We start from the raw sequence: 18,790 nt of genomic DNA on the forward strand, positions 1-18,790 counted from the left end.
CCTCCAGGGCGCTGTCGCACCTGGACGTGCTGGAGGCCGAGTCGGTGCACATCTTCCGGGAGGTCGCCGGGGAGTTCGAGCGCCCGGTGCTGCTCTTCTCCGGCGGCAAGGACTCCATCGTGATGCTGCACCTGGCGCTCAAGGCGTTCTGGCCGGCCCCGGTGCCGTTCGGGCTGCTGCACGTGGACACCGGCCACAACTTCCCCGAGGTGCTGGCCTTCCGCGACCGCACTGTCGAGAAGCACGGGCTGCGGCTGCACGTGGCCTCCGTGCAGGAGTACATCGACTCCGGCCGGCTGCGCGAGCGCCCGGACGGCACCCGCAACCCGCTGCAGACCGTGCCGCTGCTGGACGCGATCACCGAGAACAAGTTCGACGCGGTGTTCGGCGGCGGACGCCGCGACGAGGAGAAGGCCCGCGCGAAAGAGCGGGTCTTCTCGCTGCGTGACGAGTTCGGCGGCTGGGACCCGCGCCGGCAGCGCCCCGAGCTGTGGGCGCTGTACAACGGCCGGCACCGGCCCGGCGAGCACGTGCGGGTCTTCCCGCTGTCCAACTGGACCGAGCTGGATGTCTGGCAGTACATCGAGCGCGAGCAGATCGAGCTGCCGGAGATCTACTTCGCGCACGAGCGCGAGGTCTTCCAGCGCGACGGGATGTGGCTGACGCCCGGCGAGTGGGGCGGCCCGAAGGACGGCGAGCCGGTCGAGCGGCGCGTGGTGCGTTACCGCACCGTCGGCGACATGTCCTGCACCGGCGCCGTGGATTCGGACGCCGTGACGATCAGTCAGGTGATCCGTGAGATCGCCGCCTCGACGCTGACCGAGCGCGGGGCCACCCGAGCCGACGACAAGCTGTCCGAGGCCGCGATGGAAGACCGCAAGCGCGAGGGGTATTTCTAGCCATGACCGCCACGCCCACGGAAATCTCCCTGCTGCGCCTGGCCACCGCCGGGTCGGTCGACGACGGCAAGTCCACCCTCGTCGGACGGCTGCTGCACGACTGCAAGGCGGTGTTCGCGGACCAGCTCGACGCGGTGGAGCGGGTCTCCCGCGAACGCGGCCTCGACGGCGCCGACCTCGCGCTGCTCACCGACGGGCTGCGCGCCGAGCGCGAGCAGGGCATCACCATCGACGTGGCCTACCGCTACTTCGCCACCCCGCGCCGCCGGTTCATCCTGGCCGACACGCCGGGGCACGTGCAGTACACCCGCAACATGGTCACCGGCGCGTCCACCGCGCAGCTCGCGGTCGTACTGGTCGACGCGCGCAACGGCGTGGTCGAGCAGACCAGGCGGCACGCGGCCGTGGCGGCCCTGCTTCGCGTGCCTCACGTCGTGCTCGCCGTGAACAAGATGGACCTGGTCGGCTACGACGAAGCGATCTTCGCCCCGATCGCGGACGAGTTCACCGAGTACGCAGCCAGGCTCGGCGTGCCCGAGGTGACCGCGATCCCGATCAGCGCGCTGGCCGGCGACAACGTGGTCGAGCCCTCGGCCTCGATGGACTGGTACGGCGGCCCGACGCTGCTGGAGCACCTCGAGGCCGTGGACGTGGAGGAGAGCCCGGAGGCGCATCCGGCGCGCTTCCCGGTGCAGTACGTGCTGCGGCCGCAGACCCCGGGCGAGTTCCGCGACTACCGCGGCTACGCCGGGCAGCTGGTCTCCGGCGTGCTGCGGCCCGGCGACGAGGTCGTGGTGCTGCCCTCGGGTCAGCGTTCGACGATCGCCGGGATCGACCGGCTCGGCGAGCAGGACGTCGAGGTGGCGTTCGCGCCGCAGTCGGTGACGCTGCGCCTGACCGACGACCTGGACATCTCGCGCGGCGATGTGATCGCCCCGGCGGCGCAGGCCCCGCACGCGACGCAGGACGTGACCGCGACCGTGTGCCACCTGGCCGACCGGCCGCTGCGCTCCGGCGACAGGGTACTGCTTCGGCACACCACCAAGACGGTCAAGGCGATCGTCCGCTCGCTGGACGCGCGCCTGGACATCGACACGCTGGCCGAGGAGCAGCACCCGCAGGCGCTGTCGGTCAACGAGATCGGCCGGGTCACGCTGCGCGTCGCGGCCCCGCTGCCGCTCGACGACTACACCGACAACCGGCGCACCGGCTCGTTCCTGCTCATCGACGAGAGCGACGGCGCGACGCTGACCGCCGGCATGGTCGGCACGCCGCTGCACGGCGTCCACCACGCGGACCAGAGCGCCGCCGCACCGGCCGCCGCCACGGCGGAGGTGTAGCAGGTGCCTGATTTCATACTCGCCGGGATCTCCGGCGCGATCCACCCGAGGGAGACAGGACGGCTGAGCGGGTGTACCAGCTCGCTCAACTGCCCGGCCGTGCTCTGAACGCTCATCGGAGCCGGTGCCCGCGAGGCACCCGCGGCTGACGCATATCGACGCCGTTCGTCACGGCGGTCCGGCCAAGTCCGCGCCGCCTTGCTCAGGCCCCTTTCTTCTCTCGACACCGAACGAGGAATCCACGTGTCCCCGCTCCGTATCGCGCCCGGCTCCCGCCCCGCCCACCCCGTCAAACGCGCGCTTCTCGGCGCCGCCGCCCTGTCCACCCTCGCGCTGACCGCCGCCTGCGCGCACGCCGCCGCGCCGGTCAGCAGCACCCCGGTCGCCGCGAACAGCTCGGCCTCCTCAGCCGGCACCGCGGCCAGCGACGTGCGTCTCGGCTACTTCGCCAACGTCACGCACACGACCGCCATCGTCGGCGTCGCGAAGAACTTCTTCGCGCAGAAGCTCGCCGGCGCGAAGCTGGAGACCCAGATCTTCAACGCGGGCCCGGACGAGATGACCGCACTGCTCGGCGGCAAGCTCGACGCCGCGTACGTCGGCCCGTCCTCCGCGCTCAACGCCTGGGTCAAGTCCAAGGGCGGCCTGGTCATCGTGGCCGGCGCGGAGAACGCCGGCGCCGAACTCGTGGTCTCCTCGAAGATCAACTCGCCGGCCGACCTCAAGGGCAAGACGCTGGCCTCGCCGCAGCTGGGCAACACCCAGGACGTGGCGCTGCGCTACTGGCTCAAGCAGCAGGGCTACACGACCGACCAGCAGGGCGGCGGCGACGTGAAGATCACGCCGACCGACAACGCCACCTCGCTCACCCTGTTCGAGGCCGGGAAGATCGACGGCGCCTGGGTGCCCGAGCCGTGGGCCTCCCGCCTGGTCGTCGAGGGCAAGGGCCACGTGCTCGTGGACGAGAAGTCGCTGTGGCCTAACAGCCAGTTCGCCACCACCAACCTGGTGGTCTCCAAGTCCTTCCTGCAGGCGCACCCGCAGAGCGTCAAGGCTCTGATCGAAGGCCAGATCGCCGCGAACGCCTGGGTCAGCGCCAACTCGGCCGAGGCCGCCACGCTGGTCAATTCCACGATCAAGCAGCTGACCGGCAAGTCGCTCAAGGACCCGGTGATCACCCGCGCGTGGACCGAGGAGAACGTCACCAACGACCCCGAGGCGGCCTCGCTGCAAACCAGCCTGGACCACGCGGTCTCCGACGGCCTGCTCAAGCAGACCCCGCTCAACGGCATCTACGACCTGACCCTGCTCAACCAGGCGCTGACCGACGCCGGGCAGCCGACTGTGTCAGCGGCCGGACTCGGTAACCAGTAACGCACCGACTGAACAGCATTCCCGCCCCACACCGCCGCCCGGCGAACCGCGTAACGCATGCCGCCACCGCCGGGCGGCGGACCAAGGAGGACAGCGAGATGACCGTGACGATCGACGAGGCGCCCAGCGCCGGCACGCTTACCGCGGCGGCCGTGCGGCTGAACGGCGTCACCAAGTGGTTCGGCAAGGAGACCGGCACGCCGGTGCTCGACGGCATCGACCTGACCGTCGCGCCAGGCGAGTTCGTCTGCCTGCTCGGTGCCTCCGGCTGCGGCAAGTCCACGCTGCTGAACCTGGTGGCGGGTCTAGACCCGGTCAGCTCCGGCTCCATCGAGGTGACCGGCGGGCGGGCGGCGCTGATGTTCCAGGAGTCCGCGCTGTTCCCGTGGCTGACCGCGGCCGGGAACATCGAGCTGGCGCTGCGGCTGCGCGGGGTCGGCAAGCTGGAGCGCCGCGCCGAGGCGGAGCGACTGCTGCGCCTGGTGCGGCTGGAGGGCGCGGCGCACAAGCGGGCACACGAGCTGTCCGGCGGCATGCGCCAGCGAGTCGCGCTGGCCCGCGCGCTGGCCCAGCAGGCCAACGTGCTGCTGATGGACGAGCCGTTCGCCGCGCTGGACGCGATCACCCGGGACGTGCTGCACGGCGAGCTGACCGCGCTGTGGCAGGAGACCGGGGTGACGGTGCTGTTCGTCACGCACAACGTGCGCGAGGCGGTGCGGCTCGGGCAGCGGGTGGTGCTGCTTTCCTCGCGGCCCGGCCGGGTGGCCCGCGAATGGCGGGTGGACATCCCGCAGCCACGCCGGATCGAGGACGCCGCCGTGTCCAACCTGGCCCGTGAGATCACCGACGAGCTGCACCGGGAGATCACCAAGCACGCGGAGGTCAATCGCCATGGCTGAAGAGACCGCCACCGTGACGGCCACCACGGCCGCGCTGGACGAGACCGCGGCGCGGATCGAGCCCGCGGCCGACGACGGCCACGACAAGCTCGCCAAGCTGGAAGCCGGCCTTGACGCCCTGGACGCGGCGGCGGCCAAGGACCGGCGGCCGTGGTGGCGCATCCTGGTCGCTCGCGTGCTGCCGCCGGTCATCGCGCTCGCGGTCATCGTGGCGATCTGGGACCTGCTCGTCGCGCTGCACGTGCACTCCGGCGAGATCATGCTGCCCGGTCCCGGCGACGTGTGGGACGCGGTGCGCACGAACTGGGGCCCGAGCCGGATCGGCGCGGCCGTCTGGGACTCGGTGTACCGCGCCGCGATCGGCTTCGCCGCCTCGGTCGCGATCGGCACCGTGATCGGCCTGCTGGTGGCGCGGATCGCCCCGCTGCGCGCCGCGATCCAGCCGCTGCTCTCCGGTCTGCAGAACCTGCCCTCGGTGGCGTGGGTGCCGATCGGCATCATCTGGTTCGGCGTCACCTCGGCGACGATCTACACGGTGGTGCTGCTCGGCGCGGTGCCCTCGATCGCGATCGGCCTGATCGACGGCCTTGACCGGGTTCCGCCGATTTACCTCCGGGTCGGGCGCAACCTCGGCGCGCGCGGCCTCGACTCGGTGCGCTTCGTCCTGTTCCCCGCGGCGCTGCCCGGCTACGTCTCGGGCATGAAGCAGGGCTGGGCGTTCGCCTGGCGCTCGCTGATGGCCGCGGAGCTGATCGCGATCTCGCCGTCGCTGGGGCCCGGGGTCGGCCAGGTGATGAAGTTCGCCCAGGACAACCTGGACCTGTCGCTGGCCATCGGCTCGATCATCATCATCCTGATCATCGGGATCGGCATCAACCAGGTCTTCTTCGCCCCGCTTGAGCGGCGGCTGCTGCGTACCAGGGGCCTGAGCCGTTCATGACCGCCCCGCACGCACACATCTCGCGCCCCGCGCTGCTCGCCGTGGCCCACGGCTCGCGCGACCCGCGCCACGCAGCCTCGCTGCGCGGGCTGCTGGCGGCGGTGTGCCGGGCCAGGCCGGGGCTGCGTGCGGAGCTGGGTTTCCTCGACCTGTGCGGCCCGGACGTACCTACCGCGCTCGCCCGGCTTGTCGCGGCAGCGCACGAAGATACGCGCCGCGTCGTGGTGCTGCCGCTCTTTCTCAGCCACGGCTATCACGTCGGGCACGACATCCCGGCTGTCACCACGCAGGCGCGCCGCGTCCTGCGTCGTCCGCCGGCGTTGCTCGTCGCCGATCCGCTGGGACCGGATCCGCTGCTCGACGCGGCGATGCGGCGGCGTCTGGGTGAGCAGGGCCCGGACTGCGCCGATTCGGACCTGGACGTGGTCGTCGCCTCTGCCACGATCGCCCCAACGGAGACGACGAGCGCCATCAGGGCGCTGCGATCCGCCGGCGCGTCGCGGATCGCCGTCGCCTCGTACTTCTTGGCGCCCGGCCTGCTGTACGACCGGGTGCGCGCCGACGCGCTCGCGGCGCGCGTTCCGATCGCGGCTCCGTTGACGACGCCGGACAGCGAGCCGCCGGCAGAACTCGTCCAGCTCGTCCTGGAGCGTTATGCGCAGGCCGCCGGGATGCGGCCCGCGCCCTCACTCCCGGCTACCGCCGCCGCCGTCGCAGCGGCCTGACGCGTCGCTCTGTACGAGTCGACGTGGCCGCGCCGCCCGGCGATCAGCTCGCCAGCACGCGCTTGCGCTCGACTTCGACGTCGAACTTACCGGCCGGGTACTCCGGATCGATCCGCTCCAGGGCCTCGACCAGCAGCCGCGTGACCGCGTAGTTGCGGTACCACTTGTGGTCCGCCGGGATGGCGTACCAGGGCGCGTCCGGCGTCGAGCACTTCTCCAGCGCGATGCGGTAAGCGTCCTGATACTGCGGCCACAGCGCGCGCTCGTCCACGTCGCCGGGGTTGTACTTCCAGTGCTTGGCCGGGTCGTCGAGGCGGGCCAGCAGGCGCTGCTTCTGCTCCTCGCGGGAGATGTGCAGGAAGCACTTGACCAACACCACGCCGTCCGCGACGAGCTTCTGCTCGAAGCCGTTGATCAGCTGGTACCGCCGGCCGATGATCATCGGCAGCGCGAGCTTGCGCACTCGGGCGATCAGCACGTCCTCGTAGTGCGAGCGGTCGAAGATGCCGACCTCGCCGGCGACCGGCAGCTGCGAGCGGATGCGCCACAGGAAGTCGTGCGCGCGCTCTTCCTCGGTGGGCGCCTTGAAGGCGGTCAGCCTGGTGCCGTTCGGGTCGAGCTGGCCGACGACGTGGCGCACCGTGCCGCCCTTGCCTGAGGTGTCCATGCCCTGCAGGACGAGCAGCACCCTGCGGTTGCTGTCGCCGCCGCGCGCCGCCGCGAACAGCCGCTCCTGGAGCTCTTCCAGCCGGACCGCGAGCTTGGGCAGCTCTTCCTCGGCCTGGTCGCGGGAGGAGACGCCGGGCGTGGAAGCGGGGTCGATCGCCGCGAGGTCCACCGACCCGGCCGGCACCCGCAGCAGCTCGCTGAACGGAATCGGAGCAGCGTCAGCCTCCTGCTTCACGCTCTTCTGCGCAGACTTCCCGCGTGCGGCCTTGCCCTTCGCAGCCGTCTCCGGCGCCACCTCCGGCGCGGCCGCGTCCGCGGCTACCGTGTCCGCGTCCGCGGCTACCGTGTCCGCAGCGACCGCCTCCGGCGCCACCGTGGCCGCGTTCTTGCCCTTGCCGCCGCTCTTAGCGCCACCCTTGCGCGCGCTCTTCTTGTGGCCCTCCGCGGCCGCCTTCACCGTCTCAATGCTCTGCGGAGTAAGCGCGGGGAAGTCCGCGGCCGCCTGTTCCGGATTGTTCGCGCGGTCGAGCTCCGCGATGACGATCTCGGCCGCGACTTGCTCCACGAGTTGCTGGGTGCCCTCGGCGCGCTTGAGCTTGACCGACTTGAGCTTCGTGGCTCCGTTCGAGCGCGCGGTCGCGCCCACGGAGGCCTTCTCGACCGCGCGCTCGGCGAGCGTCACCGTGGCCGGCTGCTTGTCCTTCTTCGTGCCCGCGGCAGCCTTCTTATCGCCGCTGGCCTTCTTGTCCCCGGCCGCCTTCTTGGCCTCGTCCGCGTCGCGCTTCTTGAGCTTCTCGTCGGCACGGCGCTTGCCGTCGCCCTTGCTCCCAGACTTCGCCACGTGGCCGCTCCTCAGTCAGTCGAGCCGTCCGCTCGGTCGTTTACGCGATTCTCGCACTTCACCGGCCGGCCGTCAGGAACGCGCCGGGACCAGCGCGGCTCCGGCGCTCGCCAGCGAGACCAGGCGCGAGGTCGCGCGCAGATACTTCTTGCGGTACCCGCCGGCCAGCAGCTGGGGGGTGAAGAGCCGGTCAACCGGCACGCCTGAGGCGAGAACCGGGATCGAACGATCGTACAGCCGGTCCACCAGCACCACGAGCCGCAGCGCCGCGTTCTGGTCGTCGATCGGCCGCAGTCCGCGCAGCGCTGCCGCCTCGACTCCGTCGAGCAGTGCGCCGTAGCGGCTCGGATGCAGGGTCCCGAGATGGTCGGTCAGTTCGCCGAAGTCGTCCACGACCCGCCCGGGCTCGTCAGCGTCCAGGAACGCCGCGATGTCCGCCTCGCTCGCGGGAGCGGGCGCCGCGGCGGCCTCGCGCCTGCGGTAGTCGCGGCCCTCGATGCGCAGCGTGACGAAACGCGCGGCCAGGCCCTGGATCTCGCGCAGGAAGTCAGCCGCGGCGAACCGGCCCTCGCCGAGCCGGTCCGGCAGCGTGTTCGACGTCGCCGCGAGCCGCACTCCCGCCTCGGCCAGCCGGGTGAGCAGGGTGCTGATGAGCACCGTGTCACCGGGGTCATCGAGTTCGAACTCGTCGATGCACACCAGTTCCCGGGTGGCCAGACGCGCGACGCAGGCGGCGAAGCCGAGCGCGCCGACCAGATTCGTGTACTCCACGAACGTGCCGTACGACTTCTGCCCCTCCGTCGCATGCCACAGCGACGCCAGCAGGTGCGTCTTGCCGACGCCGTAACCGCCGTCGAGGTAGACCCCGGCCTTCCCTTCGAATGCCGCGAAGCCGCCGTTAGGCGAACCGGCACCCCTTCCCAGCAGGCGCCGGGCCGAGAATCGCGGTGTGCGCCGCTCGTCTCCGGGCCGTTCGGCCGCTGCCGCGAGGAGGTCGCGCGCAGCACTCTGCGATGGCTCGTTGGGATCGGGTACATAGGTGTCGAAGCGTGCGGATGCGAAGCGCGGCGGCGGCACGAGTTCCGCGAGCAGCCGCTCGGGCGTGACCGTCGGAACACGCCCGGCAAGGCGCCCCGGTATCTGCGTGCTTAAGATCACCGTCACCTCACGATCGTATTTCCGCCATGACGGCGAACCCGGCCGCCGGCGGCGTGACCTTCCTCTCCCCCGGGCACATCTGCGCAGGTCAACGGTAGCCTGTGAGCGATATCACGGCCTGAGCACGACCCGCTCGCACGCCGTGCGGCCCGCTCCCACCGGGCTCCCGGTACGGCTGCGATAGCGGCGCGGCTGTGTCACGCTGACGATGTGCGCCAACTGATTCCGCGACCCAACCGAGACGTCGAACCCGATCTGGCCGTGGTGTACGCGTACCCCGGTCACACCCGCCGCTGGGTCCGGGCGAACATGGTGGCCTCCGCGGACGGGGCGGCGCAGGCGGAAGGCAAGTCCGGCGGACTGTCCGGAGAGGCGGACAAGAAGGTCTTCCGTGCGCTGCGCGGCCTGGCCGACGTGATCCTCGTCGGGGCGACCACGGTCCGCACCGAGGGATACCGTCAGCCCGCGACGCCGCGTGAACAGTACGCGCGCCTGCGCGAGGCCGCCGGCCAGGCCCCGGCCGCCGCGATCGCCGTGATCAGCGCGAGCCTCGAGCTCGACTTCGACGCGCCGCTCTACCGCGAGGCGGCGGTCCCCACGATCACCATCACGGTCAGCGACGCACCCCCGGATCGCCTGGCCGTGGCGCAGGAGGCCGGCGAGGTGCTGATCGCGGGCACCGGCCGCGCCGACGTGCGGTTCGCCATCGACCGGCTGGCGGCGTCCGGCCGCGGCCGGATCCTGTGCGAGGGCGGCCCGCATCTGCTCGCCGAAGTGGCCCGCGTCGGCCGCTTGGACGAACTCTGTCTCGCCCTTTCGCCGCAACTGCTGGCCGGCCACGCGATGCGCATCCTCGACGGCCCGCCGCTCGAACCGCCCCTCCCGCTGACCCTGCACACGCTACTGGCGGAGGACGGATTCCTGTTCACCCGCCACCTCGTCACCAATCGCGCCACGCCCTGACCGCGGCCGCCGCGACCAGCGCGGCGCATCCTCTGAGTTCCCTCTGAACCCCATTACCGTCCGCTTACCCCGCCACCCCGCGGCCCCGAGAGCCGCGCAGCGGCCTTACGCTCGAATCATGACCTACGAGGTGACCAAGTCCGAGGACGAGTGGCGCGCCGAGCTCTCCCCGAAGGAGTTCCGCGTCCTGCGCCAAGCGGGCACGGAACCCGCCTTCACCGGCGAGTACACCGACACCGAGACGGTCGGCGTCTACAAGTGCCGCGCCTGCGGCAATGAGCTGTTCCGTTCGGACACCAAGTTCCACTCGCACTGCGGCTGGCCGTCGTTCTACGACCCGACCGACTCCAAGGCGGTCGAGCTGGTGGAGGACCGCTCCTTCGGAATGGTCCGCACCGAGGTGCGCTGCGCCCGCTGCGGCTCGCATCTCGGCCACGTCTTCGAGGGCGAGGGCTACCCGACCCCCACGGACCAGCGCTACTGCATCAACTCCATCAGCCTCACCCTCGAACCGGCCGAGGAGTAGAAGGGCTCGGCCCATGGCGACCTGGGAGGACGTGCGGCGCATCGCGCTCGCGTTGCCGGAGACGTTCGAGCGCACGACGCATGGCACGCTCGACTGGCGGGTGCGGGACAAGCGCGCCGACAAGAGCTTCGCCTGGGAACGACCGCTGCGCCGCGCCGACCTCGATGCGTTGGGCGCCGCCGCGCCGCAGGGCCCGATTCTGGGCGTGCGGGTCCCGGATCTCGCCGCGAAAGAAGCGCTGCTGGCCTCGGATCCGGACGTCTGCTTCACGACGCCGCATTTCGACGGTCACGCCTCCGTCCTCGTGCGTCTCGGCCCGATCGACGTTGAGAATCTGCGCGAGCTGCTCATCGAGGCTTGGCTGTGCCGTGCGCCCAAGGACCTGGTCCAGGCCTACCTCGGCACGCCTCCCTGACGCCGGGCTCGCCGCGGCCCCGGCGCTTTCCAGATCGGCAGGCGCGGCCGCGAAACGCGCACAGCTTGATCAGGCGAGATCCTTTGCGGACCCGCCGGGGATGCGGTTGGCTGGATCGCAGCCGCCGTGGCGCGGGCGCGCTGGCCTCAGCCGTCCCGCCGCGCGGCCGTCAGTGCGACTTTGCGACTCGTCGTCCTCGCGGGAGCCCGGATGCGCTTGACCCCCACGGAGCGGGACCGGCTGCTGCTGTTCGGCGCGGCGCAACTGGCTCGGGCCCGGCGCGCCCGCGGCCTGCTGCTGAACGTGCCGGAGGCGACCGCGCTGATCGCCGACACCGTGTGCGAGGCCGCGCGGGACGGCTTGCGGCTGGCCGAGGCGATCGAGGCGGGGCGCAGCGTGCTCTCGGCGGCCGAGGTGCTGCCCGGCGTCCCCGACATCGTCACCGAGGTGCAGGTCGAGGCGGTATTCGAGGACGGCACGCGGCTGGCCGTGATCTCCGAGCCGTTTCGCGGCGCCTCGCTCGGCGGGCGGGCGCCGGGCGCGATCCTGCCGCGCGAGGACCGGGACGACGCGCGAACCGCCTCCTGGGACGCGGCGGCTGGCCAACGCCCGCCGGTGACGAGCTTGCCGGTCCGCAACACCGGCGCCGTGCCGATCTCGGTGACCAGCCACTTCCACTTCTTCGAGGTGAACCGGCGGCTGGCGTTCGACCGAGCCGCCGCGTACGGGCTACGGCTCGACATCCCGGCCGGTTCGTCCACGCGGTTCGAACCGGGCGCGGTCGTCGAGGTGGCGCTCGTGCCGATCGGCGGGGCGCGCATCGCGATCGGTTTCTCCGGGCTGGTCGACGGTCCGCTCGATGCTCCGGGCGCGCGCGAGGCGGCACTCGACCGGGCACGAGCCGAGGGATACGCGATGGAATTCGAGCCGCACATCGCCGCCGAGGAACCGAAGGACGGCGCGCGATGAGCAAGCTCGAGCCACACGACTACGTGTCCGTACACGGCGCGCGCAAGGGTGACCGCATCCGCCTCGGCGACACGAACCTGATCATCGAGGTCGAAGATGACGCGCAGGAACCCGGTTCCGAGTTCCTGGCCGGATTCGGCAAGACCGCCCGCGACGGCCTGCACCTCAAGGCCGCTTCGGTCGCCGATACCTGTGACCTCGTCATCAGCAATGTCGTGGTCATCGACGCGGCGCTCGGCATCCGCAAGGTCTCGATCGGCATTCGCGGCGGCCGGATCCACGCGATCGGGCGGGCCGGGAATCCGGACACCCTCGACGGCGTCGACGTGGTGGTCGGCACCGGGACCGCGATCGTGTCCGGCGAGGGCCTCATCGCGACCGCCGGAGCGATCGACACGCACGTGCACCTGCTCTCGCCCCGCATCATGGAGGCCTCACTGGCCTCCGGCGTGACCACGATCATCGGGCAGGAGTTCGGGCCGGTCTGGGGTGTCGGGGTCAACTCGCCGTGGGCGCTGCGGCACGCGTTCAATGCCTTCGACGCCTGGCCGGTCAACATCGGGTTCCTCGCCCGCGGCTCCTCCTCCGACCCGGCCCCGCTGATCGAGGCGCTGGCCGAGGGCGGCGCGTCCGGGTTCAAGGTGCACGAGGACATGGGTGCGCACGCCCGCGCCCTCGACACCGCGCTGCGTGTGGCTGAGGACTTCGATGTGCAGGTCGCCGTGCACACGGACGGACTGAACGAGGCGTTGAGCGTCGAGGACACGCTGTCCGTGTTGGAGGGGCGGACCATTCACGCGTTCCACATCGAAGGCTGCGGAGGCGGGCACGTGCCGAACGTGTTGCGGCTGGCCGGCGAGCCGAACATCATCGGCTCCTCGACCAATCCGACGCTGCCGTTCGGCCGGGACGCGCTCGGCGAGCACTTCGGCATGATCGTCTCAGCACACGGACTCAAGACGGACCTGCCCGGGGACGCCGCACTCGCCCGCGACCGGATCCGCGCCGGGACCATGGGCGCGGAGGATGTGCTGCACGATCTGGGCGTCATCCCGATCACCTCCTCCGACGCACAGGGCATGGGCCGCGCCGGGGAGACGGTCCGGCGCACCTTCGCGGTCGCGGACAAGATGAAGACGGAACGCGGCGCCGAGACTGCTGACTTGAACGGCGCGGCACACGACAACGACCGCGTTCTGCGCTACATCGCCAAGCTGACGGTCAATCCGGCGATCGCCCACGGCCTTGCGCACGAGATCGGCACGCTCGAAGTCGGCAAGCTCGCGGACATCGTGCTGTGGAACCCGTCCTCGTTCGCCGCCAAGCCGTACCTCGTGCTCAAAGCCGGTTTCCCGGCGTACGGCGTGGTCGGCGACCCGAACGCGTCCACCGATCGCTGCGAGCCGCTGGTGTACGGACCGCAGTTCGGCGGGCACGGCGCGACCGCGGCAGACCTCTCCGTCGCGTTCGTGGCAGGCGCCGCCGTGCAGGCCGCAGACGATCGGACGCCGACGCGCCGGCGCAGGGTCGCGGTCCGGGGCACCCGCGGCATCGGTCCCGGCGCCATGGTCCGCAACAGCCGCACCGGCGCGGTCCGCGTCGATCCGGCCACCGGCCGGGTCACCCTCGACGGCGCGCCGATCGAATCAGCCCCCGCAGACTCCGTCCCCCTCTCCCGCCTCTACTTCCTGTAGGAGCCACGCCGCGCCATGACCACGCCCGCAGAGCACGGATACGCCATGCCGGCCGAATGGCAGCCGCACGAACGCACCTGGATGGCCTGGCCGACCGAGGGCTACACGCTCGGCGACGACCCGGACGAGGCGTATCAGGCGTGGTCGCAGGTCGCCAACACGATCGCCCGCTACGAGCCGCTGACCATGGTGGTCGACCCGGCCGAAACCGCGACGGCCTCGGCCCGCCGCTGGCTCGACCCCGCGGTGACACTCGTCGAGCGGCCGCTGGACGACGCCTGGATGCGCGACATCGGCCCGACCTTCCTGACCCGCCCCGCGAGCGGCGCCAAGCAGGCCGGTCTCGCCGCTGCGGACTGGATCTTCAACGGCTGGGGCGCGCAGTCCTGGGCCAGCTGGGACAAGGACGCCGAGATCGCCGAGACCGTCGCGGAACTGGCCGGGGCCAGGCGCTTCGCCTCGCCGATGGTCAACGAGGGCGGCGGCATTCACGTGGACGGCGCCGGCACGGTGCTGGTCACCGAGACGGTGCAGCTCGATCCGGGCCGCAACCCGGGCTGGACGCGCGAGCAGGTCGAGGCGCAGCTGCGCGGATTCCTCGGTGCGTGGAAGGTGATCTGGCTGCCCCGCGGCCTGACCCGCGACTACGGCGAGTTCGGTACGCGCGGGCACGTCGACATCGTCGCGGCGTTCGTTAAGCCGGGAGTCGTCGTGGTGCACACGCAGCCGGACCCGGCGCATCCGGATCACGAGGTCTGCAAGGAGAACGCCGCGATCCTGCGCGCCGCCACCGACGCGCAGGGCCGCCGCCTGGAAGTCGTCGAACTCCCCGCACCGACGGTGCTCGAAGAGGACGGCGAACCGGTCGACTACTCCTACGTCAACCACTACCTGGCCAACGGCCTCGCCCTGATGTGCGGATTCGACGATCCGCGCGACGAGCAAGCCGCCGAGATCTTCGCCAAGCTGCTGCCGGACCGCAAGATCGAGTTCGTCGACGCGCGGCCGATCTTCGCCCGCGGCGGCGGCATCCACTGCATCACCCAGCAGCAGCCCCGCGTCTGACGCGGCATCGGCTTCAGCCGCGCCACGCCACTACGGCAACGCGTCCACGATCTCCGCCACCGACCGCCGCCGCCCGGTGTAGAAGGGCACTTCTTCACGCACGTGCCGCCGGGTCTCCGAGCCGCGCAGGTGCCGCATCAGGTCCACGATGCGGTGCAGTTCGTCGGCCTCGAAGGCGAGGATCCACTCGTAGTCGCCGAGCGCGAACGACGGGACCGTATTGGCGCGCACGTCGGGGTACTCGCGCGACATCATGCCGTGCTCGGCCAGCAGACGGCGGCGCTCCTCGTCGGGCAGCAGGTACCACTCGTACCCGCGCACGAAGGGGTAGACCGCGATCCACGCGCGAGGCTGCTCGCCGGCCAGGTAGGCCGGGATGTGGCTCTTGTTGAACTCGGCGGGGCGGTGCACCGCCATGTTCGACCACACCGGCTCACAGGCCCGGCCGAGCCCGGTCTTGCGGAAGCGCGAGTACGCCTCTTGCAGGGCTTCGGCGGTCTCGGCGTGCCACCAGATCATCAGGTCGGCGTCCGCGCGCAGGCCGGAGATCTCGTAGGTGCCGCGCACGACGACGTCCTTCTCGGCGAGGTCGGCGTAGAGCTCGTCGACCTCCTGCGCGAAGGCGCCCCGGCTGTCCTCCGGCAGCTGCTTGGTCACGCGGAAGACGGACCACGCCGTGTAGCGGATCACCTCGTTCAGCTCGCGGGCCTTGCGGCTGATCGGCGTGGTCTCGGTCATGACTCTTCTCTTCCTTCGTCGTCGCCGTCTTGCTTCACATCAGTAAGCGCTTCAGAGTTCATCGCACCGATCGCACCCAACTCGACAACCGCCCTACGCGCCGACGCGATGCACGCCGGGATGCCCACGCCGTCGTACGCAGCCCCGGCGACGGCGATCCCCTTCGGCAGCGCGGCGCGTACCGCAGCAACGCGATCCAGATGCCCGACTGCGTATTGCGGTAGGGCATCCATCCAGCGCTGCACGTGCGTGTCGATGGGCGCCGCGGTGATGCCGATCGCGTCGGTGAGGTCTGACAGCGCGGTCTTCACCAGGTCCTCGTCGTCGCGGTCGAGGTCCTTCTCCTCGCCGTGCCGCCCGAGCGAGGCGCGCAGAATCACCAGGTTCCCTGCGGCGTGCGCCAGCCACGGCCACTTGGCGGTGGAGAAGGTCGATGCCTTGATCGCGCGGCCGTCCACCGGCGGCACGAGGAATCCGGAGCCGGGCAGCCCTTCGGGTCCTATGGCCGCGCCCGGGAAGGCGAAGGTGACGATGGCCATCGACGCGTACTCGATCGCGGCGAGCTGTTCGACCGCAGTCGTGGCGTGCTCGCCCAGTAGCCGCGCGGCCTCGGGTCCCGGCACCGCGAGTACCACTGCGTCAGCGTCCAAAGCCGTCCCGTCTGACAGCTCCAGCCGCCACCCGTCCACCGTCTTCGTCAGCGCCCTGGCGCCAACCCCAACACGCAGCTCAGCACCGTGCCGCTTCGCATCCGCCCCCACCGCGATCGGCAGCCGCCCCACCCCGCCGCGGATTCCCGCGAAGACCGGGCCGCGGGATTCGCTTCCGGACCTCGCGGCGAGCAGGTCGCGCACGCCGTTGGTGAGCGACGTACCCGCGATGGCCAGCGGCGCGAGCTGCGGCACCGTGGCCGCGAGCGAGAGTCGGTCGGCGTGCCCGGCGTAGACCCCGCCGAGCAGCGGTTCGACCAGCCGGTCGACGACATCGCGTCCGACGCGTCGGGCGACGTACTCCCCGACCGCCACGTCGCCTTCGACCGGCGTTCGCGGCAGTAACCGGTCGGCCCGCACCCGCGCGAGCGCCGCCGCGCTGAGCAGCCCACTGGCCGCCAACGCGCGCAGATCGCCGGGCACACCCATCAGCTGACCGCCGGGCAGCGGATGCAGCTCGCCGCGGCTCCAGATCCCGGCCGCGGTCGTCGCCGGATGCACCAGGTCCTCGGCCAGCCCGACTTCCTCGGCCAGGCCGGTGCCCTCCGGCCGGCGGGCCAGGATCGACTCGGCGCCGAGGTCGACCTGCACGCCCGCGACGCCGCCGAGCGCGAGCTTCCCCCCGGTCTGTGAGCCGGCTTCCAGGAGCGTCACCTGCCATCCGGCGCGGGCCGCGACCTGCGCCGCGGTCAGCCCGGTGATGCCGCCGCCCACAACCGCGAGCCGCCGTGGCCGTGCGCCGGAGTTACTAGTCGTCGAGGCCATATTTCTCATCGACCGCCACGGAAGCTCATCGTGCACTCACCTCGTGTACCAGTTCTACGATCCTCGCCAGCACGTCCGGGTCGGTCTGCGGCCCGACGCCGTGCCCCAGGTTGAAAACGTGCCCTTCGAGCCCATCGGCGTCGCGCAGCACCCGGCGGGTCGCGGCGTCGACTGCTTCCCAGGGCGCGAAGACGACTGCCGGGTCGAGATTGCCCTGCACGGCCTTTCCTGGACCGATCCGCCGCGCGGCCTCGTCCAGCGGCACCCGCCAGTCGACCCCGACCACGTCGGCTCCGGCCTCGCCCATCAGCGCGAGCAGTTCGCCGGTCCCGACGCCGAAGTGGAGGCGCGGCGCGCCGAAGTGGGCGACCGCAGCGAGCACCTTCGCGGACGCGGGCATCACGTGGGTGCGGTAGTCGACCGGAGCCAGCGCCCCGGCCCACGAGTCGAACAGCTGCACCGCGCTCGCCCCGGCGCTCAACTGCACGCTCAGGAACGCGGCCGTGATGTCCGCGAGCCGGTCGAGCAGCGCCGCGAACAGCTGGGGCGCGCCGTACATCATCGCCTTGGTCTGCTCGTAGCTGCGCGAGGGGCCGCCCTCGATCAGGTAGCTGGCCAGGGTGAAGGGCGCGCCGCCGAAGCCGATCAGCGGGGTCGGCCCGAGTTCGGCGGTCAGGATGCGCACCGCCTCGGTGATGAACGAAAGATCATCCGGGGTCGGCACACGCAGCCGCTCCAGGTCGGCCTCGGTGCGGAACGGCTTCTCTATGACAGGCCCGACGCCGGGCTTGATGTCCAGGTCGATGCCGATCGCCTTGAGCGGCACCACGATGTCGCTGAAGTAAATCGCGGCGTCCACGCCGTACCGACGCACCGGCTGCAAGGTGATCTCGGCGACCATCTCGGGAATGGTGCACGAGGTCAGCATCGGCACACCCTCGCGCAGCTTGCGATACTCCGGCAGCGCGCGCCCGGCCTGACGCATGAACCACACCGGGGTGTGCGGCACCGGCTCGCGGCGGCACGCACGGATGAACGCGGATTGCGCCGTGGCAGCCCGGACCCCTACCGCCTCAGCCGAGCCAGGCGAGCCAGCCTGCGAATTCCGCGCCCCCCGCTCCTCCGACAGCTCATCGGGAACGCCTCGGCCCACTTGCTGCTGCTCCGGCTCTGCAGATCCCGGCCGGTTCGGGTGCGCACCACTCACAGGTCGATCCTCGCACGCCGCCCGGCTTGTCCGGCGCAGTGGACGGCAGTTCGCGGCAAGCGCATTTTGTGATGACTTTCACAGGTCGCTTCAAGCGGTCGGGCGCGGCGTGCCGCGAACCGGTGGGTCGCGGACGTACGCTGCCGTTATGGCCGACGCGCATCGCGGGCACCGCGGGATCCGCACCGCGCAGCCGCAACCGGAGGAGGCGGCGGCTCAGCCGCTGTTCGACCGGGCGGTGGCGGGGATCGCCGGGGTGCCGTTGCGCCCGGAGTTCGAGGTCGAGGCTCTGCCGCCACCGCGCCGGCTCGCCTCCTTCAGCCACGCGGTGTCGGTCGCGGTCACCGACGCGGACGGTGACGAGGTCGCCTCCGGCCGCTTCGTGGCGCTCTACGAGCCGGAAGGCCACGCCGAATGGCGCGGCGTCTTCCGCTGCGTCACGCTCGCCCAGGCCGACCTGGAGGCCGAGATCGCCGAGGATCCGCTGCTGCCCGACGTGGCCTGGTCCTGGCTCACCGAGGCGATGGAGAAGCACGACGCTCGGCACGCAGTCCTCGGTGGCACGGTCTCCCGCTGCGCCTCGATGTCCTTCGGCGAACTGGCCGAACGCCCCGCGAACACGTCGGTAGAGCTGCGCGCGTCCTGGACCCCTGCTCCCCCCGGCAGCGCCGAGGGCGAGTGGACCGAGGAGCTGGCCCAAGCAGCCTTCGACGCCCACTTCCGGGCCTGGCTCGACCTGCTGGCCACCGCCGCCGGCCTGCCGCCCCTCGTCGCGGGTGTGACCGTCCTGCCGACCTCCCGCTGACCCGCACCGTCGCGGGCGTGACCGTCCTGCCGACCCCCGCTAACTCGCCCCGCCGCCGCACCGGACCGCGCGCGCCTACTCCCGCCCC

The 18,790-nt window shown here is 71.4% G+C and carries 18 protein-coding genes; 13 read left to right on the top strand and 5 right to left on the bottom strand.

Annotated features, from left to right (window positions below; all coding sequences use genetic code 11):
- The first annotated feature begins 11 nt into the window (after positions 1 to 11).
- The 6 genes from cysD (at position 12) to VFA06_RS02765 (ending at position 6,177) form a co-directional block, all read left to right on the top strand.
- Complete coding sequence (cysD, locus tag VFA06_RS02740) at positions 12 to 899, top strand: sulfate adenylyltransferase subunit CysD (RefSeq protein ID WP_324838776.1); 888 nt, start codon at positions 12 to 14, stop codon at positions 897 to 899.
- Positions 900 to 901: 2 nt separating this feature from the next.
- Positions 902 to 2,239, top strand: a complete 1,338-nt coding sequence (locus tag VFA06_RS02745; RefSeq protein WP_324838759.1) for a sulfate adenylyltransferase subunit 1 — start codon at positions 902 to 904, stop codon at positions 2,237 to 2,239.
- Positions 2,240 to 2,482: 243 nt separating this feature from the next.
- Positions 2,483 to 3,613, top strand: coding sequence for an ABC transporter substrate-binding protein (locus VFA06_RS02750; RefSeq protein WP_324838760.1), 1,131 nt, complete (start codon positions 2,483 to 2,485; stop codon positions 3,611 to 3,613).
- 98 nt (positions 3,614 to 3,711) lie between these two features.
- Positions 3,712 to 4,512, top strand: a complete 801-nt coding sequence (locus VFA06_RS02755) for an ABC transporter ATP-binding protein (protein ID WP_324838761.1) — start codon at positions 3,712 to 3,714, stop codon at positions 4,510 to 4,512.
- Positions 4,505 to 5,452: an ABC transporter permease gene (locus VFA06_RS02760; RefSeq protein ID WP_324838762.1), complete on the top strand. Its 948-nt coding sequence runs from the start codon at positions 4,505 to 4,507 to the stop codon at positions 5,450 to 5,452. The genes VFA06_RS02755 and VFA06_RS02760 overlap by 8 nt, the downstream gene beginning before the upstream one ends.
- Complete coding sequence (locus VFA06_RS02765; protein WP_324838763.1) at positions 5,449 to 6,177, top strand: sirohydrochlorin chelatase; 729 nt, start codon at positions 5,449 to 5,451, stop codon at positions 6,175 to 6,177. Before VFA06_RS02760 ends, VFA06_RS02765 begins: the two co-directional genes overlap by 4 nt.
- A gap of 43 nt (positions 6,178 to 6,220) precedes the next feature.
- On the opposite strand, the gene VFA06_RS26015 is transcribed toward VFA06_RS02765, so the two are convergent.
- Both VFA06_RS26015 and zapE read right to left on the bottom strand, forming a co-directional pair.
- Entirely contained in the window at positions 6,221 to 7,687 is a 1,467-nt protein-coding gene (locus VFA06_RS26015; protein WP_324838764.1) for a polyphosphate kinase 2 family protein, read from the bottom strand.
- Between the two features lie 72 nt (positions 7,688 to 7,759).
- Positions 7,760 to 8,851: a cell division protein ZapE gene (gene zapE, locus VFA06_RS02775; protein WP_324838765.1), complete on the bottom strand. Its 1,092-nt coding sequence runs from the start codon at positions 8,849 to 8,851 to the stop codon at positions 7,760 to 7,762.
- A 204-nt stretch (positions 8,852 to 9,055) separates the two neighbouring features.
- Between zapE and VFA06_RS02780 the strand changes: the two genes are divergently transcribed.
- From VFA06_RS02780 to VFA06_RS02805, 6 genes are all read left to right on the top strand, one after another.
- Positions 9,056 to 9,808 (top strand): dihydrofolate reductase family protein, encoded by a 753-nt coding sequence (locus VFA06_RS02780; protein ID WP_324838766.1) that lies wholly within the window; start codon positions 9,056 to 9,058, stop codon positions 9,806 to 9,808.
- A gap of 118 nt (positions 9,809 to 9,926) precedes the next feature.
- Positions 9,927 to 10,334 (top strand): peptide-methionine (R)-S-oxide reductase MsrB, encoded by a 408-nt coding sequence (gene msrB, locus VFA06_RS02785; protein ID WP_324838767.1) that lies wholly within the window; start codon positions 9,927 to 9,929, stop codon positions 10,332 to 10,334.
- Between the two features lie 13 nt (positions 10,335 to 10,347).
- On the top strand, positions 10,348 to 10,749 hold the full coding sequence (locus VFA06_RS02790; RefSeq protein WP_324838768.1) for an MmcQ/YjbR family DNA-binding protein: 402 nt from the start codon (positions 10,348 to 10,350) through the stop codon (positions 10,747 to 10,749).
- A 210-nt stretch (positions 10,750 to 10,959) separates the two neighbouring features.
- Positions 10,960 to 11,718 (top strand): urease subunit gamma, encoded by a 759-nt coding sequence (ureA, locus tag VFA06_RS02795; RefSeq protein ID WP_324838769.1) that lies wholly within the window; start codon positions 10,960 to 10,962, stop codon positions 11,716 to 11,718.
- Positions 11,715 to 13,412, top strand: coding sequence for an urease subunit alpha (locus VFA06_RS02800; protein ID WP_324838770.1), 1,698 nt, complete (start codon positions 11,715 to 11,717; stop codon positions 13,410 to 13,412). The genes ureA and VFA06_RS02800 overlap by 4 nt, the downstream gene beginning before the upstream one ends.
- A gap of 15 nt (positions 13,413 to 13,427) precedes the next feature.
- Positions 13,428 to 14,477, top strand: a complete 1,050-nt coding sequence (locus VFA06_RS02805; RefSeq protein ID WP_324838771.1) for an agmatine deiminase family protein — start codon at positions 13,428 to 13,430, stop codon at positions 14,475 to 14,477.
- 30 nt (positions 14,478 to 14,507) lie between these two features.
- Here VFA06_RS02805 and hemQ read toward each other — a convergent pair whose 3' ends face one another.
- The 3 genes from hemQ to hemE are packed head-to-tail and all read right to left on the bottom strand — an operon-like array spanning position 14,508 to position 17,819.
- Entirely contained in the window at positions 14,508 to 15,215 is a 708-nt protein-coding gene (gene hemQ / locus VFA06_RS02810) for a hydrogen peroxide-dependent heme synthase (RefSeq protein ID WP_324838772.1), read from the bottom strand.
- Positions 15,212 to 16,690, bottom strand: a complete 1,479-nt coding sequence (hemG, locus tag VFA06_RS02815; RefSeq protein ID WP_324838773.1) for a protoporphyrinogen oxidase — start codon at positions 16,688 to 16,690, stop codon at positions 15,212 to 15,214. Before hemG ends, hemQ begins: the two co-directional genes overlap by 4 nt.
- A 25-nt stretch (positions 16,691 to 16,715) precedes the next feature.
- Positions 16,716 to 17,819, bottom strand: a complete 1,104-nt coding sequence (hemE, locus tag VFA06_RS02820; protein WP_349260027.1) for a uroporphyrinogen decarboxylase — start codon at positions 17,817 to 17,819, stop codon at positions 16,716 to 16,718.
- A 226-nt stretch (positions 17,820 to 18,045) separates the two neighbouring features.
- On the opposite strand from hemE, the gene VFA06_RS02825 reads away from it, so the two are divergent.
- Positions 18,046 to 18,702 carry a DUF3000 domain-containing protein gene (locus VFA06_RS02825; protein WP_324838775.1) on the top strand — a complete coding sequence of 219 codons (657 nt, stop codon included), beginning with the start codon at positions 18,046 to 18,048 and terminating at the stop codon, positions 18,700 to 18,702.
- The last annotated feature ends 88 nt before the right edge of the window (positions 18,703 to 18,790 follow it).

The organism is Actinocrinis sp. (assembly GCF_035653575.1).
Classification (GTDB): domain Bacteria; phylum Actinomycetota; class Actinomycetes; order Streptomycetales; family Catenulisporaceae; genus Actinocrinis.

Bases quoted from the DNA above. Each gene is read 5' to 3' on its own strand.
- VFA06_RS02745 (WP_324838759.1), top strand. From the start codon at position 902: ATGACCGCCACGCCCACGGAAATCTCCCTGCTGCGCCTGGCCACCGCC.
- VFA06_RS02755 (WP_324838761.1), top strand. From the start codon at position 3,712: ATGACCGTGACGATCGACGAGGCGCCCAGCGCCGGCACGCTTACCGCG.
- VFA06_RS02760 (WP_324838762.1), top strand. From the start codon at position 4,505: ATGGCTGAAGAGACCGCCACCGTGACGGCCACCACGGCCGCGCTGGAC.
- VFA06_RS02765 (WP_324838763.1), top strand. From the start codon at position 5,449: ATGACCGCCCCGCACGCACACATCTCGCGCCCCGCGCTGCTCGCCGTG.
- msrB (WP_324838767.1), top strand. From the start codon at position 9,927: ATGACCTACGAGGTGACCAAGTCCGAGGACGAGTGGCGCGCCGAGCTC.
- VFA06_RS02790 (WP_324838768.1), top strand. From the start codon at position 10,348: ATGGCGACCTGGGAGGACGTGCGGCGCATCGCGCTCGCGTTGCCGGAG.
- ureA (WP_324838769.1), top strand. From the start codon at position 10,960: ATGCGCTTGACCCCCACGGAGCGGGACCGGCTGCTGCTGTTCGGCGCG.
- VFA06_RS02800 (WP_324838770.1), top strand. From the start codon at position 11,715: ATGAGCAAGCTCGAGCCACACGACTACGTGTCCGTACACGGCGCGCGC.
- VFA06_RS02805 (WP_324838771.1), top strand. From the start codon at position 13,428: ATGACCACGCCCGCAGAGCACGGATACGCCATGCCGGCCGAATGGCAG.
- hemQ (WP_324838772.1), bottom strand. From the start codon at position 15,215: ATGACCGAGACCACGCCGATCAGCCGCAAGGCCCGCGAGCTGAACGAG.
- hemG (WP_324838773.1), bottom strand. From the start codon at position 16,690: ATGGCCTCGACGACTAGTAACTCCGGCGCACGGCCACGGCGGCTCGCG.
- VFA06_RS02825 (WP_324838775.1), top strand. From the start codon at position 18,046: ATGGCCGACGCGCATCGCGGGCACCGCGGGATCCGCACCGCGCAGCCG.